This window comes from Pseudomonadota bacterium (assembly GCA_026388315.1).
GTDB lineage: Bacteria > Desulfobacterota > Syntrophorhabdia > Syntrophorhabdales > Syntrophorhabdaceae > MWEV01.
On the sequence record JAPLKA010000083.1, the window covers coordinates 1 to 16,614 of the forward strand.

Annotated in this window: 16 protein-coding genes; 7 read left to right on the plus strand and 9 right to left on the minus strand. The window is 40.9% G+C overall.

Annotated elements, in window-relative coordinates:
• Nucleotides 1–207 precede the first annotated feature (207 nt).
• Nucleotides 208–654, plus strand: coding sequence for a VOC family protein (locus NTX75_11295; protein ID MCX5816805.1), 447 nt, complete (start codon nucleotides 208–210; stop codon nucleotides 652–654).
• Nucleotides 655–766: 112 nt separating this feature from the next.
• Nucleotides 767–1,930, plus strand: a complete 1,164-nt coding sequence (locus tag NTX75_11300) for an LL-diaminopimelate aminotransferase (protein MCX5816806.1) — start codon at nucleotides 767–769, stop codon at nucleotides 1,928–1,930.
• A 1-nt stretch (nucleotide 1,931) separates the two neighbouring features.
• On the opposite strand, the gene NTX75_11305 is transcribed toward NTX75_11300, so the two are convergent.
• From NTX75_11305 to NTX75_11320, 4 genes are read right to left on the minus strand one after another with little or no spacing between them, the layout of a single operon-like run.
• Entirely contained in the window at nucleotides 1,932–3,302 is a 1,371-nt protein-coding gene (locus NTX75_11305; protein ID MCX5816807.1) for a TldD/PmbA family protein, read from the minus strand.
• On the minus strand, nucleotides 3,295–3,513 hold the full coding sequence (locus tag NTX75_11310; protein MCX5816808.1) for a DUF4911 domain-containing protein: 219 nt from the start codon (nucleotides 3,511–3,513) through the stop codon (nucleotides 3,295–3,297). Before NTX75_11310 ends, NTX75_11305 begins: the two co-directional genes overlap by 8 nt.
• A 2-nt stretch (nucleotides 3,514–3,515) precedes the next feature.
• On the minus strand, nucleotides 3,516–4,502 hold the full coding sequence (locus tag NTX75_11315; protein ID MCX5816809.1) for a 2-hydroxyacyl-CoA dehydratase: 987 nt from the start codon (nucleotides 4,500–4,502) through the stop codon (nucleotides 3,516–3,518).
• A gap of 24 nt (nucleotides 4,503–4,526) precedes the next feature.
• Nucleotides 4,527–5,156 (minus strand): hypothetical protein, encoded by a 630-nt coding sequence (locus NTX75_11320; GenBank protein ID MCX5816810.1) that lies wholly within the window; start codon nucleotides 5,154–5,156, stop codon nucleotides 4,527–4,529.
• A gap of 263 nt (nucleotides 5,157–5,419) precedes the next feature.
• On the opposite strand from NTX75_11320, the gene NTX75_11325 reads away from it, so the two are divergent.
• Nucleotides 5,420–7,126 carry a glycosyltransferase family 39 protein gene (locus tag NTX75_11325; GenBank protein MCX5816811.1) on the plus strand — a complete coding sequence of 569 codons (1,707 nt, stop codon included), beginning with the start codon at nucleotides 5,420–5,422 and terminating at the stop codon, nucleotides 7,124–7,126.
• On the opposite strand, the gene rsmA is transcribed toward NTX75_11325, so the two are convergent.
• The 3 genes from rsmA to NTX75_11340 all read right to left on the minus strand — a co-directional run bounded on the left by rsmA (nucleotide 7,116) and on the right by NTX75_11340 (nucleotide 10,391).
• Nucleotides 7,116–7,907 carry a 16S rRNA (adenine(1518)-N(6)/adenine(1519)-N(6))-dimethyltransferase RsmA gene (rsmA, locus tag NTX75_11330; GenBank protein MCX5816812.1) on the minus strand — a complete coding sequence of 264 codons (792 nt, stop codon included), beginning with the start codon at nucleotides 7,905–7,907 and terminating at the stop codon, nucleotides 7,116–7,118. The genes NTX75_11325 and rsmA overlap by 11 nt on opposite strands.
• A gap of 24 nt (nucleotides 7,908–7,931) precedes the next feature.
• The gene (gene tsaD / locus NTX75_11335) at nucleotides 7,932–8,927 is read right to left on the minus strand and encodes a tRNA (adenosine(37)-N6)-threonylcarbamoyltransferase complex transferase subunit TsaD (GenBank protein ID MCX5816813.1); all 996 of its coding nucleotides are present in this window, start codon (nucleotides 8,925–8,927) and stop codon (nucleotides 7,932–7,934) included.
• A 75-nt stretch (nucleotides 8,928–9,002) separates the two neighbouring features.
• The gene (locus NTX75_11340) at nucleotides 9,003–10,391 is read right to left on the minus strand and encodes a SurA N-terminal domain-containing protein (protein MCX5816814.1); all 1,389 of its coding nucleotides are present in this window, start codon (nucleotides 10,389–10,391) and stop codon (nucleotides 9,003–9,005) included.
• A 91-nt stretch (nucleotides 10,392–10,482) separates the two neighbouring features.
• Here NTX75_11340 and NTX75_11345 point away from each other — a divergent pair, with 91 nt between their 5' ends.
• Both NTX75_11345 and mreC read left to right on the plus strand, forming a co-directional pair.
• A complete protein-coding gene (locus NTX75_11345) occupies nucleotides 10,483–11,523 on the plus strand; it encodes a rod shape-determining protein (GenBank protein MCX5816815.1) in 1,041 nt (346 codons plus the stop codon).
• Nucleotides 11,524–11,536: 13 nt separating this feature from the next.
• Nucleotides 11,537–12,340: a rod shape-determining protein MreC gene (gene mreC / locus NTX75_11350; protein MCX5816816.1), complete on the plus strand. Its 804-nt coding sequence runs from the start codon at nucleotides 11,537–11,539 to the stop codon at nucleotides 12,338–12,340.
• Here mreC and NTX75_11355 read toward each other — a convergent pair.
• Nucleotides 12,321–12,698 (minus strand): hypothetical protein, encoded by a 378-nt coding sequence (locus NTX75_11355; protein ID MCX5816817.1) that lies wholly within the window; start codon nucleotides 12,696–12,698, stop codon nucleotides 12,321–12,323. The genes mreC and NTX75_11355 overlap by 20 nt on opposite strands.
• A 297-nt stretch (nucleotides 12,699–12,995) precedes the next feature.
• Here NTX75_11355 and mrdA point away from each other — a divergent pair, with 297 nt between their 5' ends.
• Both mrdA and rodA read left to right on the plus strand, forming a co-directional pair.
• The gene (gene mrdA, locus NTX75_11360) at nucleotides 12,996–14,864 is read left to right on the plus strand and encodes a penicillin-binding protein 2 (protein MCX5816818.1); all 1,869 of its coding nucleotides are present in this window, start codon (nucleotides 12,996–12,998) and stop codon (nucleotides 14,862–14,864) included.
• The gene (gene rodA / locus NTX75_11365) at nucleotides 14,851–15,957 is read left to right on the plus strand and encodes a rod shape-determining protein RodA (protein ID MCX5816819.1); all 1,107 of its coding nucleotides are present in this window, start codon (nucleotides 14,851–14,853) and stop codon (nucleotides 15,955–15,957) included. Before mrdA ends, rodA begins: the two co-directional genes overlap by 14 nt.
• Nucleotides 15,958–16,030: 73 nt before the next feature.
• On the opposite strand, the gene NTX75_11370 is transcribed toward rodA, so the two are convergent.
• Nucleotides 16,031–16,606 carry a hypothetical protein gene (locus tag NTX75_11370; protein MCX5816820.1) on the minus strand — a complete coding sequence of 192 codons (576 nt, stop codon included), beginning with the start codon at nucleotides 16,604–16,606 and terminating at the stop codon, nucleotides 16,031–16,033.
• Nucleotides 16,607–16,614 lie beyond the last annotated feature (8 nt).

The following is a 16,614-nucleotide window of genomic DNA, read 5'->3' on the forward strand; positions in this document are numbered from 1 at the left end:
GCGAGGAAGCTTGGTCTTTTGCATATGCAAAAGTTCCGAAGCCGAACGCGAGCGATTGAAGCCGCAGGAGCGGAATGAGCGTGTTTGAGAGGGATGGTCCGACACCTATATGATTCTAATGATAAATCCGGGTTTAAATTTGTTCATAGAGTTGATATGGTAACAGGTGTATTCTGAATGGAACGTTGGTCGGAGGAGGGAACCGAAATGAAATGTATCAATATCCATCATGTGGGCATGTGGGTAGATAACATCGATGAAGTAATCTCTTTTTTCACTGATATAATGGGATTTCGTTTGCTGACGCGCGGGCCGCGTGGCAGTATCGGACCGGGGGAGCGAGCCCTCATTCATGCCGGCGATCAGCAGGTGCTGGAACTGCTGACGGAACCGAATGTCTTGCCACGTCCCGATTTCCCTGTTCACCCGATAGGCCATGTGGTGGGGATTCCCCATATATGCTTGAGGGTAACGGACGTACCGGCTTGGCGACAGAAGCTTCAAGCGCACGGATATGCTGTTTCGGAACAATTTCCCGAAGCAGGTTTTGCGCATACCGAGTCGGGTTTGCTCCGGTTAATCTTTTTTGTCGGCCCAAGAGGAATAGGGTTTGAATTATTCGAATTTGAGGAGGAATATCCCCTGCCCTGCTGAAAGAAAATGTATTCCACAAAAAAAGCTTTTACCGCTTCACAGTCAGCCGATTATGTTGTATTATATATGGCTTTGGCTGCAAGTCCGGCATAAATACAATCAGGAGTAAAAAATGGTAAAACCGGCGTTAAGAGTAGAAAAAATTCCACCTTACTTATTTGCAAGAATCGATAAAAAGAAGGCAGAGGCGCGAAGCAAAGGCATCGACCTCATAGATTTTGGCATTGGCGATCCCGATATCCCTACCCCGAAAAACATCATTGAAAAAATGAAACAGGCCGTTGAAGACCCGAAGAATCACCGCTATCCAAGCTATGAAGGGATGCTTGAGTTCAGACAGGCAGTTGCAGACTGGTACAAGAAAAGATTCGATGTGAATCTCGACGCGAAAGATGAGGTCTTAACCCTGATCGGCTCAAAAGAAGGAATTGCCCATATGCCGTGGGCTTATATTGAAAGCGGGGACATAGCCCTTATTCCATCTCCGGGATATCCTGTATATAAGATTATGACACTGCTTACGGGCGGTATCCCCTACATCATGCCTCTCAGGGAGGAGAATGGCTTTTTGCCCGTATTTGATGAGATTCCGGAAGATATTCTGCATAAAGCAAAAATCATGTTCATAAATTACCCGAACAACCCTACAGGCGCACACGCCGGTGATGACTTCTACAAAAAGGTCATTAAGATTGCAAGAAAGTACGATATTCTTATCTGTCATGATGCGGCATACAGTGAAATTGCTTACGACGGATATAAACCAAGAAGTATCCTTGAGTTTGATAAAGACAAACAATTCTCTGTCGAATTCCACTCCTTATCAAAGACTTACTGTATGACAGGCTGGAGAATCGGTTTTGCGGTGGGCAATAAGGATGCCATATTCAACCTCGGAAAATTAAAAACTAATATTGATTCCGGTGTGTTCCAGGCTATTCAGTATGCAGGCATTGAAGCTCTGACCGGCAGTCAGGATTCTGTTGAAGAAATCAAGAAAACGTTTCAGCGCCGGAGGGATCTGGTTGTGGATGGTCTGAAGTCGGTTGGCATCAATGTAGCAAAACCGCTTGCAACATTCTATATATGGGCAAAAGTTCCCGAAGGTTATACATCGGCTGATTTCTGTGAAAAACTCATCGGGGAGACGGGAATAGTGGTAACGCCGGGCAGCGGATTTGGCGATGAAGGTGAAGGTTATTTCAGGATTTCCATAACGATAAATGAGGAACGGATAAAGGAAGCAGTGAAGAGGCTGAAAGCCCTGAAATTCTGATCTATTTCCCCCCTACAACTATTTCCGGTATTCTCAGGGTAGGCTGTGCATCTGAAACGGGAACGCCCTGCCCGTCTTTACCACAGGTTCCAATACCGAAACCCAGGTCGTTTCCTACCATATCAATCCCCTGCAGAACTTTAAGGCCGTTGCCCATCAATGTTGCGTTTTTAATCATAGGGCCTATGCTGCCTTTTTCAATAATATAGCCTTCCTGAATCTCAAAAACAAAATCACCCCTTACCGTATCTACCTGACCTCCACCCATTTTTACAACATATACGCCGTCATCCACAGAAGCAATAATCTGTGCAGGGTCATCGCTACCCGGTGAAATCATGGTGTTGCTCATCCTTGGTATGGGCTTATACCGGAAAGACTCTCTGCGTCCGTTGCCGGTTGAGCGTGTTTTGTACTTTAAGGCGTGGAATCTGTCAAACATGTAATTCTTCAGAATCCCGTTTTCAACAAGGACGGTTTTTTCTGACGGTGTGCCTTCGTCATCACAGGCATATGTTCCACGCATATTCGGTACGGTTGCATCATCCACAACATGAATGAGAGGAGAGGCAATTTTTTTGTTCAGCATCCCTTTATAGCAGGATAGCCCTTCCATTGCAAGGTCTGCTTCAAGTCCGTGACCGATAGCCTCGTGAATCATCGTTCCGCCTGCTTCAGATGCAAGCACAACGGTTTTCATGCCCATTGGCGCCTCTCTTGCTTCGAGTAGCCCCGTAAGTCTTTTTGCGGTTTTTGTGACAATCTCTTCAATCCTTGCTTCCGTAAAGAATTCAAAACCGTAAAAACCTCCTATGGCATCATACGAGGTTTGCATCTCGCCCTTATCTTCGGCCACAAGAAATATATTGAACACAACCTGATGTCTTTCGTCATTGATACACTCATTCTCGCTGTTGTGGATTGTAACCCGCTGTTTTGTATCCCTATAGACTATCCTTACCTGCTTTATTCTCTTTTCCAGTCCTCTGGCAAGCAATTCTGCATGCTGAACCATATTTAGTTTTTGTTGTATTTCTACATCCTGTGGATCAACGCTCAAAGAAAAGGGATAATGGGTCAGAATTGGATTGGCCTCTTTCAGATCCACTGATGTCTTCTCTTTTGTAAACCTGTTAAGCTCTTTTGCCAGTGCAATAAGATTGTCCGTTTCAAAAGAGTTGGTAGAGGCAAAAAACGACTTCCAGGGGGTTATCACCCTGAGCCCCACACCTTTATCCATCCCCTTCTCTATCTTTTCAAACCTGGAAGACTCGCGCTGTATGTGGGTATAAGCCCTTTCTTCAGTGAAGATATCCCCGTACAGACCATTTCCCTCCATGAGAGATTGCAAAACCCTGTTGTTGTCAAACATCGTTCACCTCGTAGAATACAATGCCATAATGCGCCATATCCTCTATGATCATTCGTAAATCATCTTCAAAATAATGTGTATAGGATATCTCTATCAATCCTCTGTTGCCATCAAGGACTGAGAAAATGCCAAGGTCCTCATATGATTCCAGGATCGATTTAAAAAAACTGATACCGTCTCTGTTGATAATGAATCTCTTTGTTCTCTCCACAATTACCTGTTTCCCAGCATCTCAATAAAGGCTTCTATTCTCAATTTTGTCCTTGTATCAAGCCTCCTCGGGAGATCACCTTCTACGGTAATAACCGGAATATCGAGCATGTCCCTTAAAATCACATCTTCCATAATCCTGTAACAGAAGGCCTGCACATAATGTATCAGGCCTTTAAGATTACGCCTTTTTATCTCCCCTTGAATATCGGCAATCCTGTAAAATATCCCATAAGGATAGGTATAATTCAGATATCTCTTCACAATGTTTTTTGAAGAGTATGGAAGGGCAAACTGTCTCTGCGTCTCATTATAGACCACATGTGCCCCGTTAGATTCACAAAACTCATAGAGGTCAAGCAATATGGGCGGCACCCCGATATACCCGATGTTAATGCCCTTTATCTCTTTCCGTTTTTGAGCATCTTTAATGAATTCTTCTGCCATAATATTATATTTTTTATAGTCACCAAGCATATCCGATGCCCTAACCAGCCAAAGGTGATTTTCCTGGCCTGTAACAACCTTATCATGCCATGTCATCCTGTCTATCAACGCAAGGTTTGACCTGACCCCTTCAATCTCTTTATCGACAACGGTGAATACCTCTATATCAGCAGAAAATTCCTTTGTCAGTTTTTCAATTTCCCTTTTCAAAATTTTTCTATCCCGGTCATATGGATAGGCAAAGGGAATCACCTTTATGCCCTTATATCTTAATATCTCGGAGAGGGCCAGGGTGTTGCTGCAATCACCTTCAATAACTGCTATAACGGTATCGACATGTTCTTCCATAACAACACCGTAGATGCCTTTTACCCAATTGCACATACTTTTAGGGAACCCGTCTTTCTCTGCTCTTTCGATATAGTGCATGGGATTAGAGTCTGTTATAAAAACATTATTGAGATCGCATGGCGTGTTCCCTGATGCAAAAATAATTTCTACAGGTATAGTTGTTGTAAACCCGATTGTTTTTTGTTTATCCATGATCTGTTGCACCTTCAAGGGAGATTAACAGGTTTTCAACGGGGGTTGTTTTTTTCGGTCACCCCTTACGAAAATGCTGACAATATAAAGTATAACAACTGAAGATAATAATACTATTGACATTTTAAACCCATTGTAACCTGAAAAACATATTTTTGTAAAATCTGCTGTTTTTAAGCTATGCAGAAATACAATGAATATCGCTGTTGACCAGAAGCGTAAAATTCTTGATACCTCATTTCGGCTGATTCGTTTTTTTGAGAAACCTGAAAATACATTCCTAAGGTACATAGTAAAATAAGAATCCGGAAAAACCTGCGGCACATCAAGCAGGTATTCTATATATGGTTCGTTATGGGCGCCAGCAAGGTATTTTTCTTCTTTCCTCAATGTTGACCCATAGACCCAGAAAAAAAGGAAGGGATATATCAATAACAGATACGGGTTTCCTGTGAGAAGGCAAAAGCTTACGTCAATGAGATAGTTTGCCATATAATAAGGGTGTCTTACTATTCCATAAATGCCATTGTTACACATGACAACATTTCTAATCAGTTGCCCTTTTGTTAAGTAATGCACAAAGCAGCCAAGGGTAAGTAAACAGAATGAAACGATAATTTCGTTGGTGCTTACATTGTATACAAGTACAGACAAATAGCACAACAACCTGATAAAATTTCTTAGATTGCTCCTGGTTATCAAAGGTTATAGCTCCTTATCATATTGTCAATGTGCGGAGTGTTCAGGTTTTCCTCTGAAATAATTAATAATTATAAGATTTTTCATCTGGAAATCGAAAATGAAATTAAAATATTTACAATGTTTTGTCAATCGTTTTTGAGTCAGTCTTTTCAGTTGATCAGGTTTTTTGCTTGACACCTAAAGCATGTTGTTACTATAGTTCTCCCTGAACACACGTGAAAAAAGATATCTTACATCCAAATTTCCCGGCAAGAAAGTGGTTACGCCAGGACTGGCAATATCTTGGCATTCTTGTATTAACCGGTATGATTCTTTTGTTTACAGGGTTATCTGTCAGGTCTTTGTGGGGTTCAGAAGGACGCTGGGCAGAAATTGCAAGAGAGATGCTCATCTCTGGAAATTATTTTCTCCCGACAATAAATGGGCAGACCTATTTCGATAAACCCCTTTTGAGTTACTGGGCAATCATTCCCTTCGCTATAAATGGCGTTGTCACTGAGGTTGCAGCGCGTATGCCCGGTGTCCTGGCCGGCATGGGTACAGTGATTATTACATTCGTAATCGGGCGTCGCCTCTTCGGGAGTAAAACCGGTTTTATTTCATCCTTTCTGTTGCTTACTTCCGTCATGTTCGTCCTGTGGTCACGTACCGCATCAGCCGAAATGATCAATGTTTTTGCGATATGGTTATCTTTCTGGCTTTTTACCTCAGGTGCGCATCACGGTTCTCTGGTATATGTGATATTTCTCTATAGCATTTGCGCTATAGCTTCTTTCTGTAAGGGTCCGGTTGCACCCGCCGTAGTATTTTCTTCCATTACTTTTTATAGTGTGGTTGAGGCTTTGGTGCAGGCAAGGAAAAATGGTTTTACATTTTCTGCGATAAAAGAAGCATTTTTGTCAAAATTACGATGGATTATTTCATGGCAGGGCTTTTTTGGGGTTCTTGGAGGTGCTGCTATTTTTATGATTTTCCTTTTAATGCCGGTTATTTTCACCGGTTCATGGTCTTCGGTGGAACTTATGTGGAAGGAGAATGTACAACGCTTTTTCCGACCCTTTGACCATATAGAACCTTTGTACACATATTTTAAACACATCCCTGTATTCTTCGCTCCATGGACCTTTTTTATGCTTGCATCTCTCCTGGGTATAAGATGCTGGAAAAAAAATATACCGGAACGGCTGATCATACTTCTCACGCTGGCCATATTCATATTTTTTACTATTTCCGGTTCCCGTCGTAGTTATTATATACTCCCCATATTGCCTGGATTAGCGCTGATTACCGGAAAAGAGATAACAGATTGGCTGACGACTGCAAGGGAACATGCTAATCAATGGGCTGTAAAATCGGCTGCAATATTAACGTGCTCTATTTTGATCCTGGCTGGAATATGTATAATCTTTGTCTTTTTTGACAACAGGATTCCATCGCATGTTTCTCAATTAGCGATTGGAGTTTTTGCTATTATTGCCGGTAGCACCTCTCTTATGTTGTTCTGTAAAAAAATACCTCAAAAAGGCCTTATAATACTTGTTTCGCTTATGTTTGTTATGGAGTTGTGGGTCTTTACTGTCGGTATGTCCGTTGCAGAGAAAAAAAGGACTCTACGACCTTTTGCCCTGAATGTGGCAGATTATTTAAAAAACGTCAGTGACGATAAAATTGCCCTCTGTCAGGGCTATGATTCGGCATTTGTATTTTATCTGAAACGTGGCCCTTTAAGGGTATTGAATACAGTTGAGGAAATTAAATCATTTCAAAAGATGCAAACCGACGGCTTTTTGATCGGCGATTCGTTTTTCATATCAAAATTTCAACAATCAGGAAACCTCGATGGCACATCTGTCGTCTTCATTGAAAAACTCGATCCAAAAAAACACGACGATAGTTTAGCTTTATTTTCGCTCAAAAAGTAAGCTTCCTCCCCGCTTCTTTTAAAAATAAGTACATTTTTTTAAACCCGGGTGGTTCTATTTCTTCAGCACGAATGGACAGGGCAAAACCCATGAAATGATAGAGGGCATCTATCATATCTGCGCCGTATTTCTTCATAAGGGCGTTTTTCATATATTTGCGCTTATGCTGAAAACACAATTTCACAAATTCTATCAGCTTTTCATCCACTACCCTTTCATCTTCTTTAAAAGTTATTGAGAGAAAAGCACTGTCTACTTTTGGCGGCGGTATAAAAACTGTTGGTTTTAAAATGAAAAGCAGCTTTGCTTCAGAAAGAAGCTGTAGATTTACCGATAATGCCCCGTAGGTACGCTTATGGGGTTTACTGACAACCCGTTCTGCTATCTCTCTCTGGACAGTCAGATGGGCGCTTTCTATTACCGCCCTTTCTGCTATTGCTTTGAAAAGTATAGGACCGGTAATCTTGTATGGGATATTCCCTATTATTTTGATTTTATTATTGGTTTTGAACTGGGAAAGAGATATGTTGAGAAAATCTTCAAAGATGATTTCAACATTCTTGTGTGTTTTTTCAACTTCATCGAGGTATTTTTTGAATGACCTGTCAATTTCTACCGCGTGTACAAACCCTGCTTTTTCTGCAAGACAATGCGTGAGATCACCCTGTCCAGGTCCAATCTCAACAACAACATCGTCTTTGTTGATACCGGATAGACGCACTATTTTATTGAGCATATGTTTGTCTTTAATCAGATGCTGGGAGAGACTTTTTTTGAGCATAATCTTTTTGAGCTCTGTTCTCCGCTATGTCATTGCCATTCTTGAATAACCCTTTACATCCAGCGATGAAGTAATTCCCTTTTTAAAATAATAATACCCTGTAATTGCGATCATGGCAGCATTATCTGTGCAAAAATGTGGAGAAGAAAATAAGACATCGAGATTCTCTTGAGTACATCTTTCAGAGAAAATTTCCCGCAACCTGCCGTTTGCTGCAACACCACCACCTACCACAATCCTTTCAATCCCATAATCCTTTGCCGCCTTTATTGTCTTGTATGAAAGGAGATCGCAAATGGCTTCCTGAAAAGAGGATAGAATATGGGCTAAATTGACATCGGAAAAACCATTTTTTTTTATATAGTTTATAAAGGATGTTTTTAAACCGCTAAAACTGAAGTCGTAGTTAGCCTCTTCTTTCATGGGTCTGGGAAATATTACATAATCCTTTACTCCTTTCCGGGCAATATCCTCAATTATTTGCCCGCCAGGGTACCCAATCTTAAGATATTTTGCGATTTTATCAAAGGCTTCACCTGCCGCATCATCTCTCGTGCTCCCTAACATTTTAAAATGACAGTAGTCTTCAAACAAAAGTATAATTGTATGTCCACCTGATACAACAAGGGCGATGAAAGGGAAATCCACTTCATTTTCAAGAAAGACGCTCATCGCATGTGCCTCGATATGATTAACTGCTATCAGGGGTTTTTCTAATGCAAATGCAAGACCCTTGGCAAAACATAAACCGGCCAGAATAGAGCCGATTAAACCCGGACCGTTTGTAACGCTTACCAAATCAATGTCTTGCGATAAAACTCCGGCTTCTTTCAGGACATTACCGTAGATTCCGTCTATCAGCTCAACGTGTTTTCTTGAGGCAATTTCAGGAACAATGCCACCGAAGAAACGGTGAAAGTCAACCTGGCTCGAGACAATATTAGAACGTATCTTTTTATCATCTTCAAGGACTGAAATTGATGTATCATCACAGGATGTATCGATGCCGAGGGTAATCATTCGTTTAATTCAGCAATAATTCCTGATGGGAAATCCTGGTCGGGGAGGTCCAGGATTTTAAATTCGCAATCGATTTCATATTTCTTTCCAGTGTATCTCGATTTTTTGTTGCTTTTTGAGGTCTTCAATCAGGCCTTTATAGTACTCTTCTCTTTTCTTTAATGAAACATATTGAATGTAACTCTTTTTGTCCTTTTCCCATTCTTCTTTATCGGGTTGTTTTTCATCTTTATACACAAAAACATAGTATATCCCGGAAATATCAACCGGCTTTTCGTATAATCTATTGTTTTTTGTCAGCGCCAAAACACCTGTATATTCAGGAGGCAATACACCTATCTTTGGAATGGAAGTAGAGTTTCTTGGTATTAACCCTGTATCGTTTTTTGTATTCACATTTTTATTACTTATTCCAGCTTCTGCTTCTGCCTTTGCAATAAGTTTTGTCTTTTCTTTCACGACCCGCTCTTTGATTTCCTTTATAACAACATTTTTATCGAGCGGTTTCCCTGCCTCTGCATCCACCAACTGGAATATATACGAACGTGCGCCGTCCCTGACCGGAAGGGAAATGTCCCCTTTCTTCAGCCCTTTGAGCCATTCGTCTATCTTTAATCCCTTAAATTTTTTGATAAGCTCGCTTTCTTTCATCGCCCCGACATCAGCCACTTCAAGGCCTTTTTGTTTTGCATATTCAGCAATATCTTTAGCCTTCAACAGGTCTACATAGGCTGCATCATCCTTTACAGAGCTCTTTTCATCTATCACTATATATTTCAATCTGTAAGTGTTTTCACTTTTGTGCCTGTCCTTTTCCTTTTCATACATATCTTCGAGTTCCTTGTCGTTAACGGTTACTTTGTCTTTAAATGCAGCGGGGTCAAACTGGGCATACGAAAGGTTTATTTTCCCTTTCTCTTCGGTATAGCTTGTCCATGCGCCATTCTCATTTACGAACACACTATTGTCGTTAAGAACATTAATCAGCTTTGAAGTAAGCAGCCTCGATTTTTCTGATCCTTCAAATTTCTTAGGGTCAATATTATTTCTTTTTAAAACTTCCGCATAAACATTCTGACTGAATTTACCGTCACTTTTAAAGGCATCGATATTTGCAATATATTCAGAAAATTCTCTATCAGAAACATTCAGACCCACTTCTTTCGCCTTGAGAAGTAATACATATTTGTCAACGAGCTCATCCATGGCCTTTTCTTTTATCTTGAGCTGATTGAGGACAGTTTCATCGAGCCTGTCCTTATAAAGCATTCTATAAAAATTAAGCAGTCTGTTATACGATTCCTGGTATTCAATGATTGAAACCTCATACGGGCCTATTTTTGCTACAACCTTTTCTCCGCCTCTGAAAGAGCCTGCGCCCCAGAAAATAAATACCACAATGATTATGCCAAACAAGGCTTTAACCAGATAACCGGTTGCATACTTTCTCATGAATCTTAACATTGTCTCTCCCCACTATTGATTTTGAAACTTTAAAATAGTATATTAAGAGAGCTTTTTCAATATCTTTAATCCAAATAAGAAGGGACAAAAAATGTTCGAATCTTTATTCGGCTTTATATCGAAAGATTTAGCTATAGACCTTGGAACAGCCAATACCCTTGTATACGTCAAGGGAAGAGGCATTGTATCCAATGAACCATCTGTTGTTGCAGTCCATAAAGATTCAAGGGGCACGAAGAAGGTAATTGCCGTTGGACAAGAAGCAAAACAGATGCTTGGTAAAACCCCTGGGAATATTGTGGCCATCAGACCGTTAAAAGACGGTGTCATAGCCGACTTTGAAATCACTGAGGCAATGCTCAAATATTTTATACAGAAGATTCACAATAAAAAATCCTATGCAAGACCTCGGATCGTTATTTCAGTACCTTCCGGCATCACACCCGTCGAGAAAAGGGCGGTCAAGGAATCTGCAGAATCTGCCGGTGCAAGGGAGGTGTATCTTATTGAGGAGCCAATGGCAGCAGCTATTGGCGTTGGTCTTCCAATTACCGAACCAAGCGGCAACATGATTGTTGATATCGGTGGCGGGACAACTGAGGTGGCAGTAATAAGTCTGGCTGGAATTGTATATTGCAATTCCGTGAGGGTTGCAGGTGATAAGATTGATGAGGCCATCATCCAGTATATTAAAAGAAAATATAATCTGCTCATTGGCGAGAGAACAGCAGAAATGATCAAAATAAATATTGGCTCAGCTTATCCTGCCATCGATGGCGAAGAGCTGACTATGGAAGTAAAAGGACGGGACCTGGTTGGAGGCATACCCAAAACCCTGGAGATTTCTTCAAATGAAATACGGGAAGCAATAGCTGAACCGGTGAATGCAATCGTTGAAGCAGTCAGGATCGCCCTTGAAAGAACACCACCAGAACTTGCATCAGACATTGTTGATAAAGGCATTGTCATCAGTGGAGGCGGTGCGCTGCTGAGAAACCTCGATCTTTTGATCAAAGAGGTTACAAGACTCCCGGTTATCATCGCGGAGAATCCGCTTACTGCGGTTGTAGAAGGTGCCGGAAAAGCACTCGATGAGGTAGCGCTCTTAAAAGAAATAGCAACTTACTTTTGATATAAGTGGGTAATTGAAAAAGACCGTAGTTATTATCATCGCTGGCATAATTCTTATATTATCTTTTCTTGTTTTTACAAATATTCCATTATTTTTTAAGGGCTACTCAAAAGTTAAAACCAGCGTCGGTGAAGTAACGGGCCCTACCCTGAAACTCATGAGCAAACCCACACAACTCGTACGATACATGCTTGACTCATACATAAATTTAGTTGGGGTCAAGAAAGAAAACTTCGAGCTAAAAAAAAAGCTTGATACCCTCCAAGTAGAAAATCAGAAGATAGCAGAATTAGATAAAGAAAACAAAAGATTAAAAGCAATTTTACAACTTACGGAGCAACACCCCAACACCATGATAGCTGCGAGAGTTATTGGCGAAGATGTAAAAAACTGGTTTAAATGCATCATTATCGATAAAGGAAGAGATCACGGCATAAGAGAAAAGATGCCTGTTGTTACGCCAAAAGGTGTAGTAGGCCAGGTAGTGGAAATAAACAAGTGGCACTCGAAGGTAATGATAATAAATGATACCAACTCTTCGGTAGATGTTTACATAGAAGGTAAAAACACAAGGGGTGTACTCGAAGGGACAGGACAGACTACGCTCAAATTAAAATATATACCGAAAAATGATGAAATCGCTATTGGTGATAAATTAATCACATCAGGCAAAGACAGCATCTACCCCAGGGGTCTTCCAACAGGCATAATCATCACAATAAACAGGAACAAAGCCGGGATTTTTGCTGATGTAGATGTGATGCCTTTTAACAACTATAAAAGATTAGATGAAGTTCTCATAGTAAAGAAAAAATGAAAATAGCTTCATATATTCTGATCAGTATAATCTTCATAATTTTTGAATCAGCTATTCTTTCCATTTTCCCCGTTGAATTTTTTAAACCTGACGTGGGGATACCCTTTATCATATACATAACCCTCTTTTTAGGGCCGGGGACTGGTTTTTTGACAACATTAATCATTGGCCTGTTCCAGGAAATTCTCTCTAATGCACCTCCCGGCTCAATGATTTTTACAAAAATTTCTATTTTTCTCCTTGTAACTTTTTTGAAAGGGAAACTATATATTGACTCAAAATACAGTTTCTCATATATATGCGGTGGATCCGTGGTGGTTGAATCATTTCTTTTTCTTGTTTTGTCGCTCCTTTCCAAGGGCGAATTGAAGAATGTTATGAATGTGTTTTTCTATATCATTCCAAATGCCATATTTACCGGCTTTATATCTATTTTCATCTTTTCAATGATAGAATATATAAATATGAGGTTCTTGAGCAGAGAATAGATTTCCACGGGCAAGTCCGTGTTACTATAGATACGTATGCTTCGCGTGAAAAACGGAAGCATTCACCCACGCCTGAAGACGTGGTCCTTTGCTGGCTTGTGCCATTCGTGGGAATCCACTCTGCGAGCATAAGCAAGCATGAGGGGAAAGCTCCGCGGGCTTTGCACGTGGAGGGGGCGACGCAAGCTCCTATAATAGAAAGGGACAAAAAACTGGACAATTTTACTAAAGAAGATAAATCAGCAATTAACAGCAAGTATAAATGGTGCAGGCGATTACTCGTATTTACGGTAATCATACTCTGCATCAGGCTCTGGGATCTTCAAATCATGAAGGGAAATGAGATGCGAAAACTCTCGGAGCAAAATCGCATAAGGGTTAAAAAGGTCATAGCTCCAAGGGGGATCATGTATGACAAAAATGGAAAGATTTTAGCTGATACAAGACCTTCCTTTAACATGTATGTAACCCCTGAAGACATAAAGGACTTTAATCAGACAATCGATGGGCTTGCAAAGCTGCTTGATCTCGACCGTGAAGAGATAATAAACAAATTGAAAGCGGCAAGCGGATTTCCCCCCTCATTTCCTGTGAAAATCAAACCTGATATTTCTATGGACGAGGTGGCAAAAGTAGAGGCAAACCGGGTGTATCTTCCCGGTGTGAGCATCCAGATTGAACCAAAAAGGAACTATCCCTACGGCAAAATGATGGCCCACATGCTTGGTTATGTTTCAGAGATTAGCGATGAAGAAATAAAAGCAAAGGAATTCAAAAGTTATTCTCTTGGTGATTTTATCGGCAGATATGGGCTTGAAAGAGCATATGAATCACAACTACGTGGGGTAGACGGTGAAAAAAGGGTCGAAGTTGATGCCATGGGGAGAGAGGTAAGAACCCTCGAAATTAAAGACTCCACTCCAGGGAACAGTTTATATTTAAATATTAACCTTGAGATACAAACAGCCGTTGAAAAGGCCTATGATGGTAAAAAGGGTGGTTGTATTGCTGTTGAACCAAAGACCGGCGCTGTAGTTGCCCTTTTAAGTCGACCGGCCTTTGATCCGAACAAATTTGCCGGTGGAATTTCAAAAGAAGACTGGAAGGCAATTATTACGGACAAAACGCATCCCCTTCAAAACAGGGTGACACAGGGCAGATATCCTCCCGGATCAACCTTTAAAATAGTCTCAGCATTAAAGGCACTGGATGAAGGGATTATTAATGAGAGGACAAGTTTCACCTGCCGTGGCGGATTTCCATTCGGTAAAAGGGTATTCAAGTGCTGGAAAAAGGGAGGTCATGGGACTGTTGCGGTGCATCGAGGTATCGTTGAGTCCTGTGACATCTTTTTTTATAATGTCGGGTTGAAGCTTGGCGTCGACAGAATACACGAGATGGCTGATGCAATCGGTCTTGGAAAGACAACGGGCATTGATTTGCCCGGCGAGAAGAACGGTCTTGTGCCTTCCTCTGAATGGAAGAAAAAGACATACGGTGAACAATGGTATGAGGGTGAAACCGTATCCGTTTCAATTGGTCAGGGCGCTGTCTGGCTCACCCCGGTACAACTTCTTCAATTATCTGCTTTCGTTGCCAATGATGGTGTCACATTTAAACCGCAGATAGTAAACAGGATAGTTTCACCAGAGGGGAAAACCTTAAAAACCTTTGAGCCGGTTATGAATTCTAATGCAAAACTCAAAAAGGAAACAGTAAGGATTGTGAAAGAAGGGATGTGGGGTGTTGTTAACGAACCCAGTGGCACAGCTCATGGCTCGCGCCTTCAAACCGTCAGCATGAGCGGTAAAACGGGTACTGCACAATCTGTTGGAGAAAAAGGGAAAAACCTGGGTGACCATGCCTGGTTCATTGCCTATGCACCAGCAGAGGAACCTGCCATTGCCATATCGGTACTCGTCGAGTATGGTGGCCATGGCGCCAGCATTGCAGCCCCCATAGCAAAATTAATTACAGAAAATCTTTACAAACCAAAGGTTGAAATAAAAGAGGCAAGAGCTTATGAAAATAGATAAAAGAAGATTATACCATTTAGACTGGTATCTCATTATTAACGGATTAGCCATATTTGCCATTGGCATATTCAACCTCATCAGCGCAACCAGTTCTTTTTACAGCGGATCGTACAATTTCATAATGAAACAATTTATAGCCTTTGGAATAGGATTGGTCCTCATTGTAGTTATTATCCAGTACGATTATAAAGTAATAGCGGAGCATTCCAAGTGGTTTTACGCAGCGGGATTGTTTTTTATTGTCCTTGTCCTTGGAATAGGAATGGCAGCGGGTGGAGCGAAACGGTGGATCAATATTTTTGGTATAAGCATTCAACCGTCAGAATTTATGAAACCTATACTCGTCCTTTTTCTTGCTAACATGCTTTATCAAAGGAAAAGGGAAAATATCCCACTCGGTTTGAGGGATATTGGTCTGCCAATGCTTTATATTATAATCCCCTTTATACTTATCGTTAAACAACCCGACCTTGGCACAGGCATAATTGTTGTGCTGGTAAGTCTTTCTATTCTATGGCTTGTAGGTTTGAAAAAATCCACTTATGCTGTGCTTATGAGTTTTGGTGCAATCATCCCCTTCGTTGCCTGGAGTTACCTTCTGAAACCTTACCAGAAAATGAGGGTATTGAGTTTTATAAATATCGATGCTGACCCCTCAGGCTTCGGATATCATGCAAAACAGGCAATGATAGCTGTAGGATCAGGGAAATTAATCGGTAAAGGGTATATGTCTGGAACTCAGCACAAACTCCAGTTTATCCCTGAACACCACACTGATTTTATATTCACTGTAATAGGAGAAGAATGGGGATTTATCGGTTCAATAATCCTTTTTCTACTTTTTGTATCTTTTATTTACCGATGTCTCAAGATAGCTCAGGAAGCACATGATGAGCTTGGGTCTATTATTGCTTTTGGGCTTGCGTCAATCATTTATCTACAGTTTACGATCAATGTTATGATGGCGATACACCTTGCTCCTGTAGTCGGGATACCCTTACCATTTATCAGTTACGGGGGTTCATCTCTCGTTTCAATCCTTGCTTCTGTTGGGCTCCTGTTAAACATCAGCATGAGAAGATATATGTTTTAGATGAGACATAAATACTGGATACTTGATACTGGTTTAAGCCAGAATACAGAATCCGGTATCGGGGTTCTCAGGGTTATTTCTCAATTATCCATGAATCAAGCATTGCCTTTGCTGCACCATAATACTTATCATACTGTTCAACAGGGGCAGAATATATGAAGACGTGAAAAACGTTCCCATTAGCCCTTGGAAGAACAATAAGCCACTGTTTACTGTTTTTGCCGTTGTAGTTATATTCGGCCAGGAATTGTTGCCCTGCAAGCTTTAAATCGTTTCTGTTATATATAAACGGTTCCGCAGGAAAAACCTTTGCGTGTTTTGTTATCTTCAATTGATTCTGAAAATCCTCTATAACAGCGCTGATGCTATGATACTTGCCTTCCTTGACTTTCGTTGACAACAGGTTTTGTATGCCTATTATCGGGACATATTTGTCTACCCCCTCTTTCCTGCTGAACAACAATATATGTGCAGCCTGCTTGTTGTAAATCCAGTCGGCAGGGTATTGAATGGAGTATCCAAAACCCTTTTCTTGAAATATTTTTAGCTCATTTGTTGCATTTGCCGCATCTTTGAATAAAGCGGGTTGAATAAAAACAAAAGCAGCTAGAATGATGACAAAAAATACTATGTTACATATCTTTTTCATATGAGTAC

What these genes read in the sequence shown, in the direction of transcription:
- NTX75_11305 (MCX5816807.1), bottom strand. Translation starts at nt 3,302, where the DNA reads ATGTTTGACAACAACAGGGTTTTGCAATCTCTCATGGAGGGAAATGGT.
- NTX75_11345 (MCX5816815.1), top strand. Translation starts at nt 10,483, where the DNA reads ATGTTCGAATCTTTATTCGGCTTTATATCGAAAGATTTAGCTATAGAC.
- NTX75_11295 (MCX5816805.1), top strand. Translation starts at nt 208, where the DNA reads ATGAAATGTATCAATATCCATCATGTGGGCATGTGGGTAGATAACATC.
- rodA (MCX5816819.1), top strand. Translation starts at nt 14,851, where the DNA reads ATGAAAATAGATAAAAGAAGATTATACCATTTAGACTGGTATCTCATT.
- NTX75_11340 (MCX5816814.1), bottom strand. Translation starts at nt 10,391, where the DNA reads ATGTTAAGATTCATGAGAAAGTATGCAACCGGTTATCTGGTTAAAGCC.
- tsaD (MCX5816813.1), bottom strand. Translation starts at nt 8,927, where the DNA reads ATGATTACCCTCGGCATCGATACATCCTGTGATGATACATCAATTTCA.
- NTX75_11300 (MCX5816806.1), top strand. Translation starts at nt 767, where the DNA reads ATGGTAAAACCGGCGTTAAGAGTAGAAAAAATTCCACCTTACTTATTT.
- NTX75_11370 (MCX5816820.1), bottom strand. Translation starts at nt 16,606, where the DNA reads ATGAAAAAGATATGTAACATAGTATTTTTTGTCATCATTCTAGCTGCT.
- NTX75_11315 (MCX5816809.1), bottom strand. Translation starts at nt 4,502, where the DNA reads ATGGATAAACAAAAAACAATCGGGTTTACAACAACTATACCTGTAGAA.
- rsmA (MCX5816812.1), bottom strand. Translation starts at nt 7,907, where the DNA reads ATGCTCAAAAAAAGTCTCTCCCAGCATCTGATTAAAGACAAACATATG.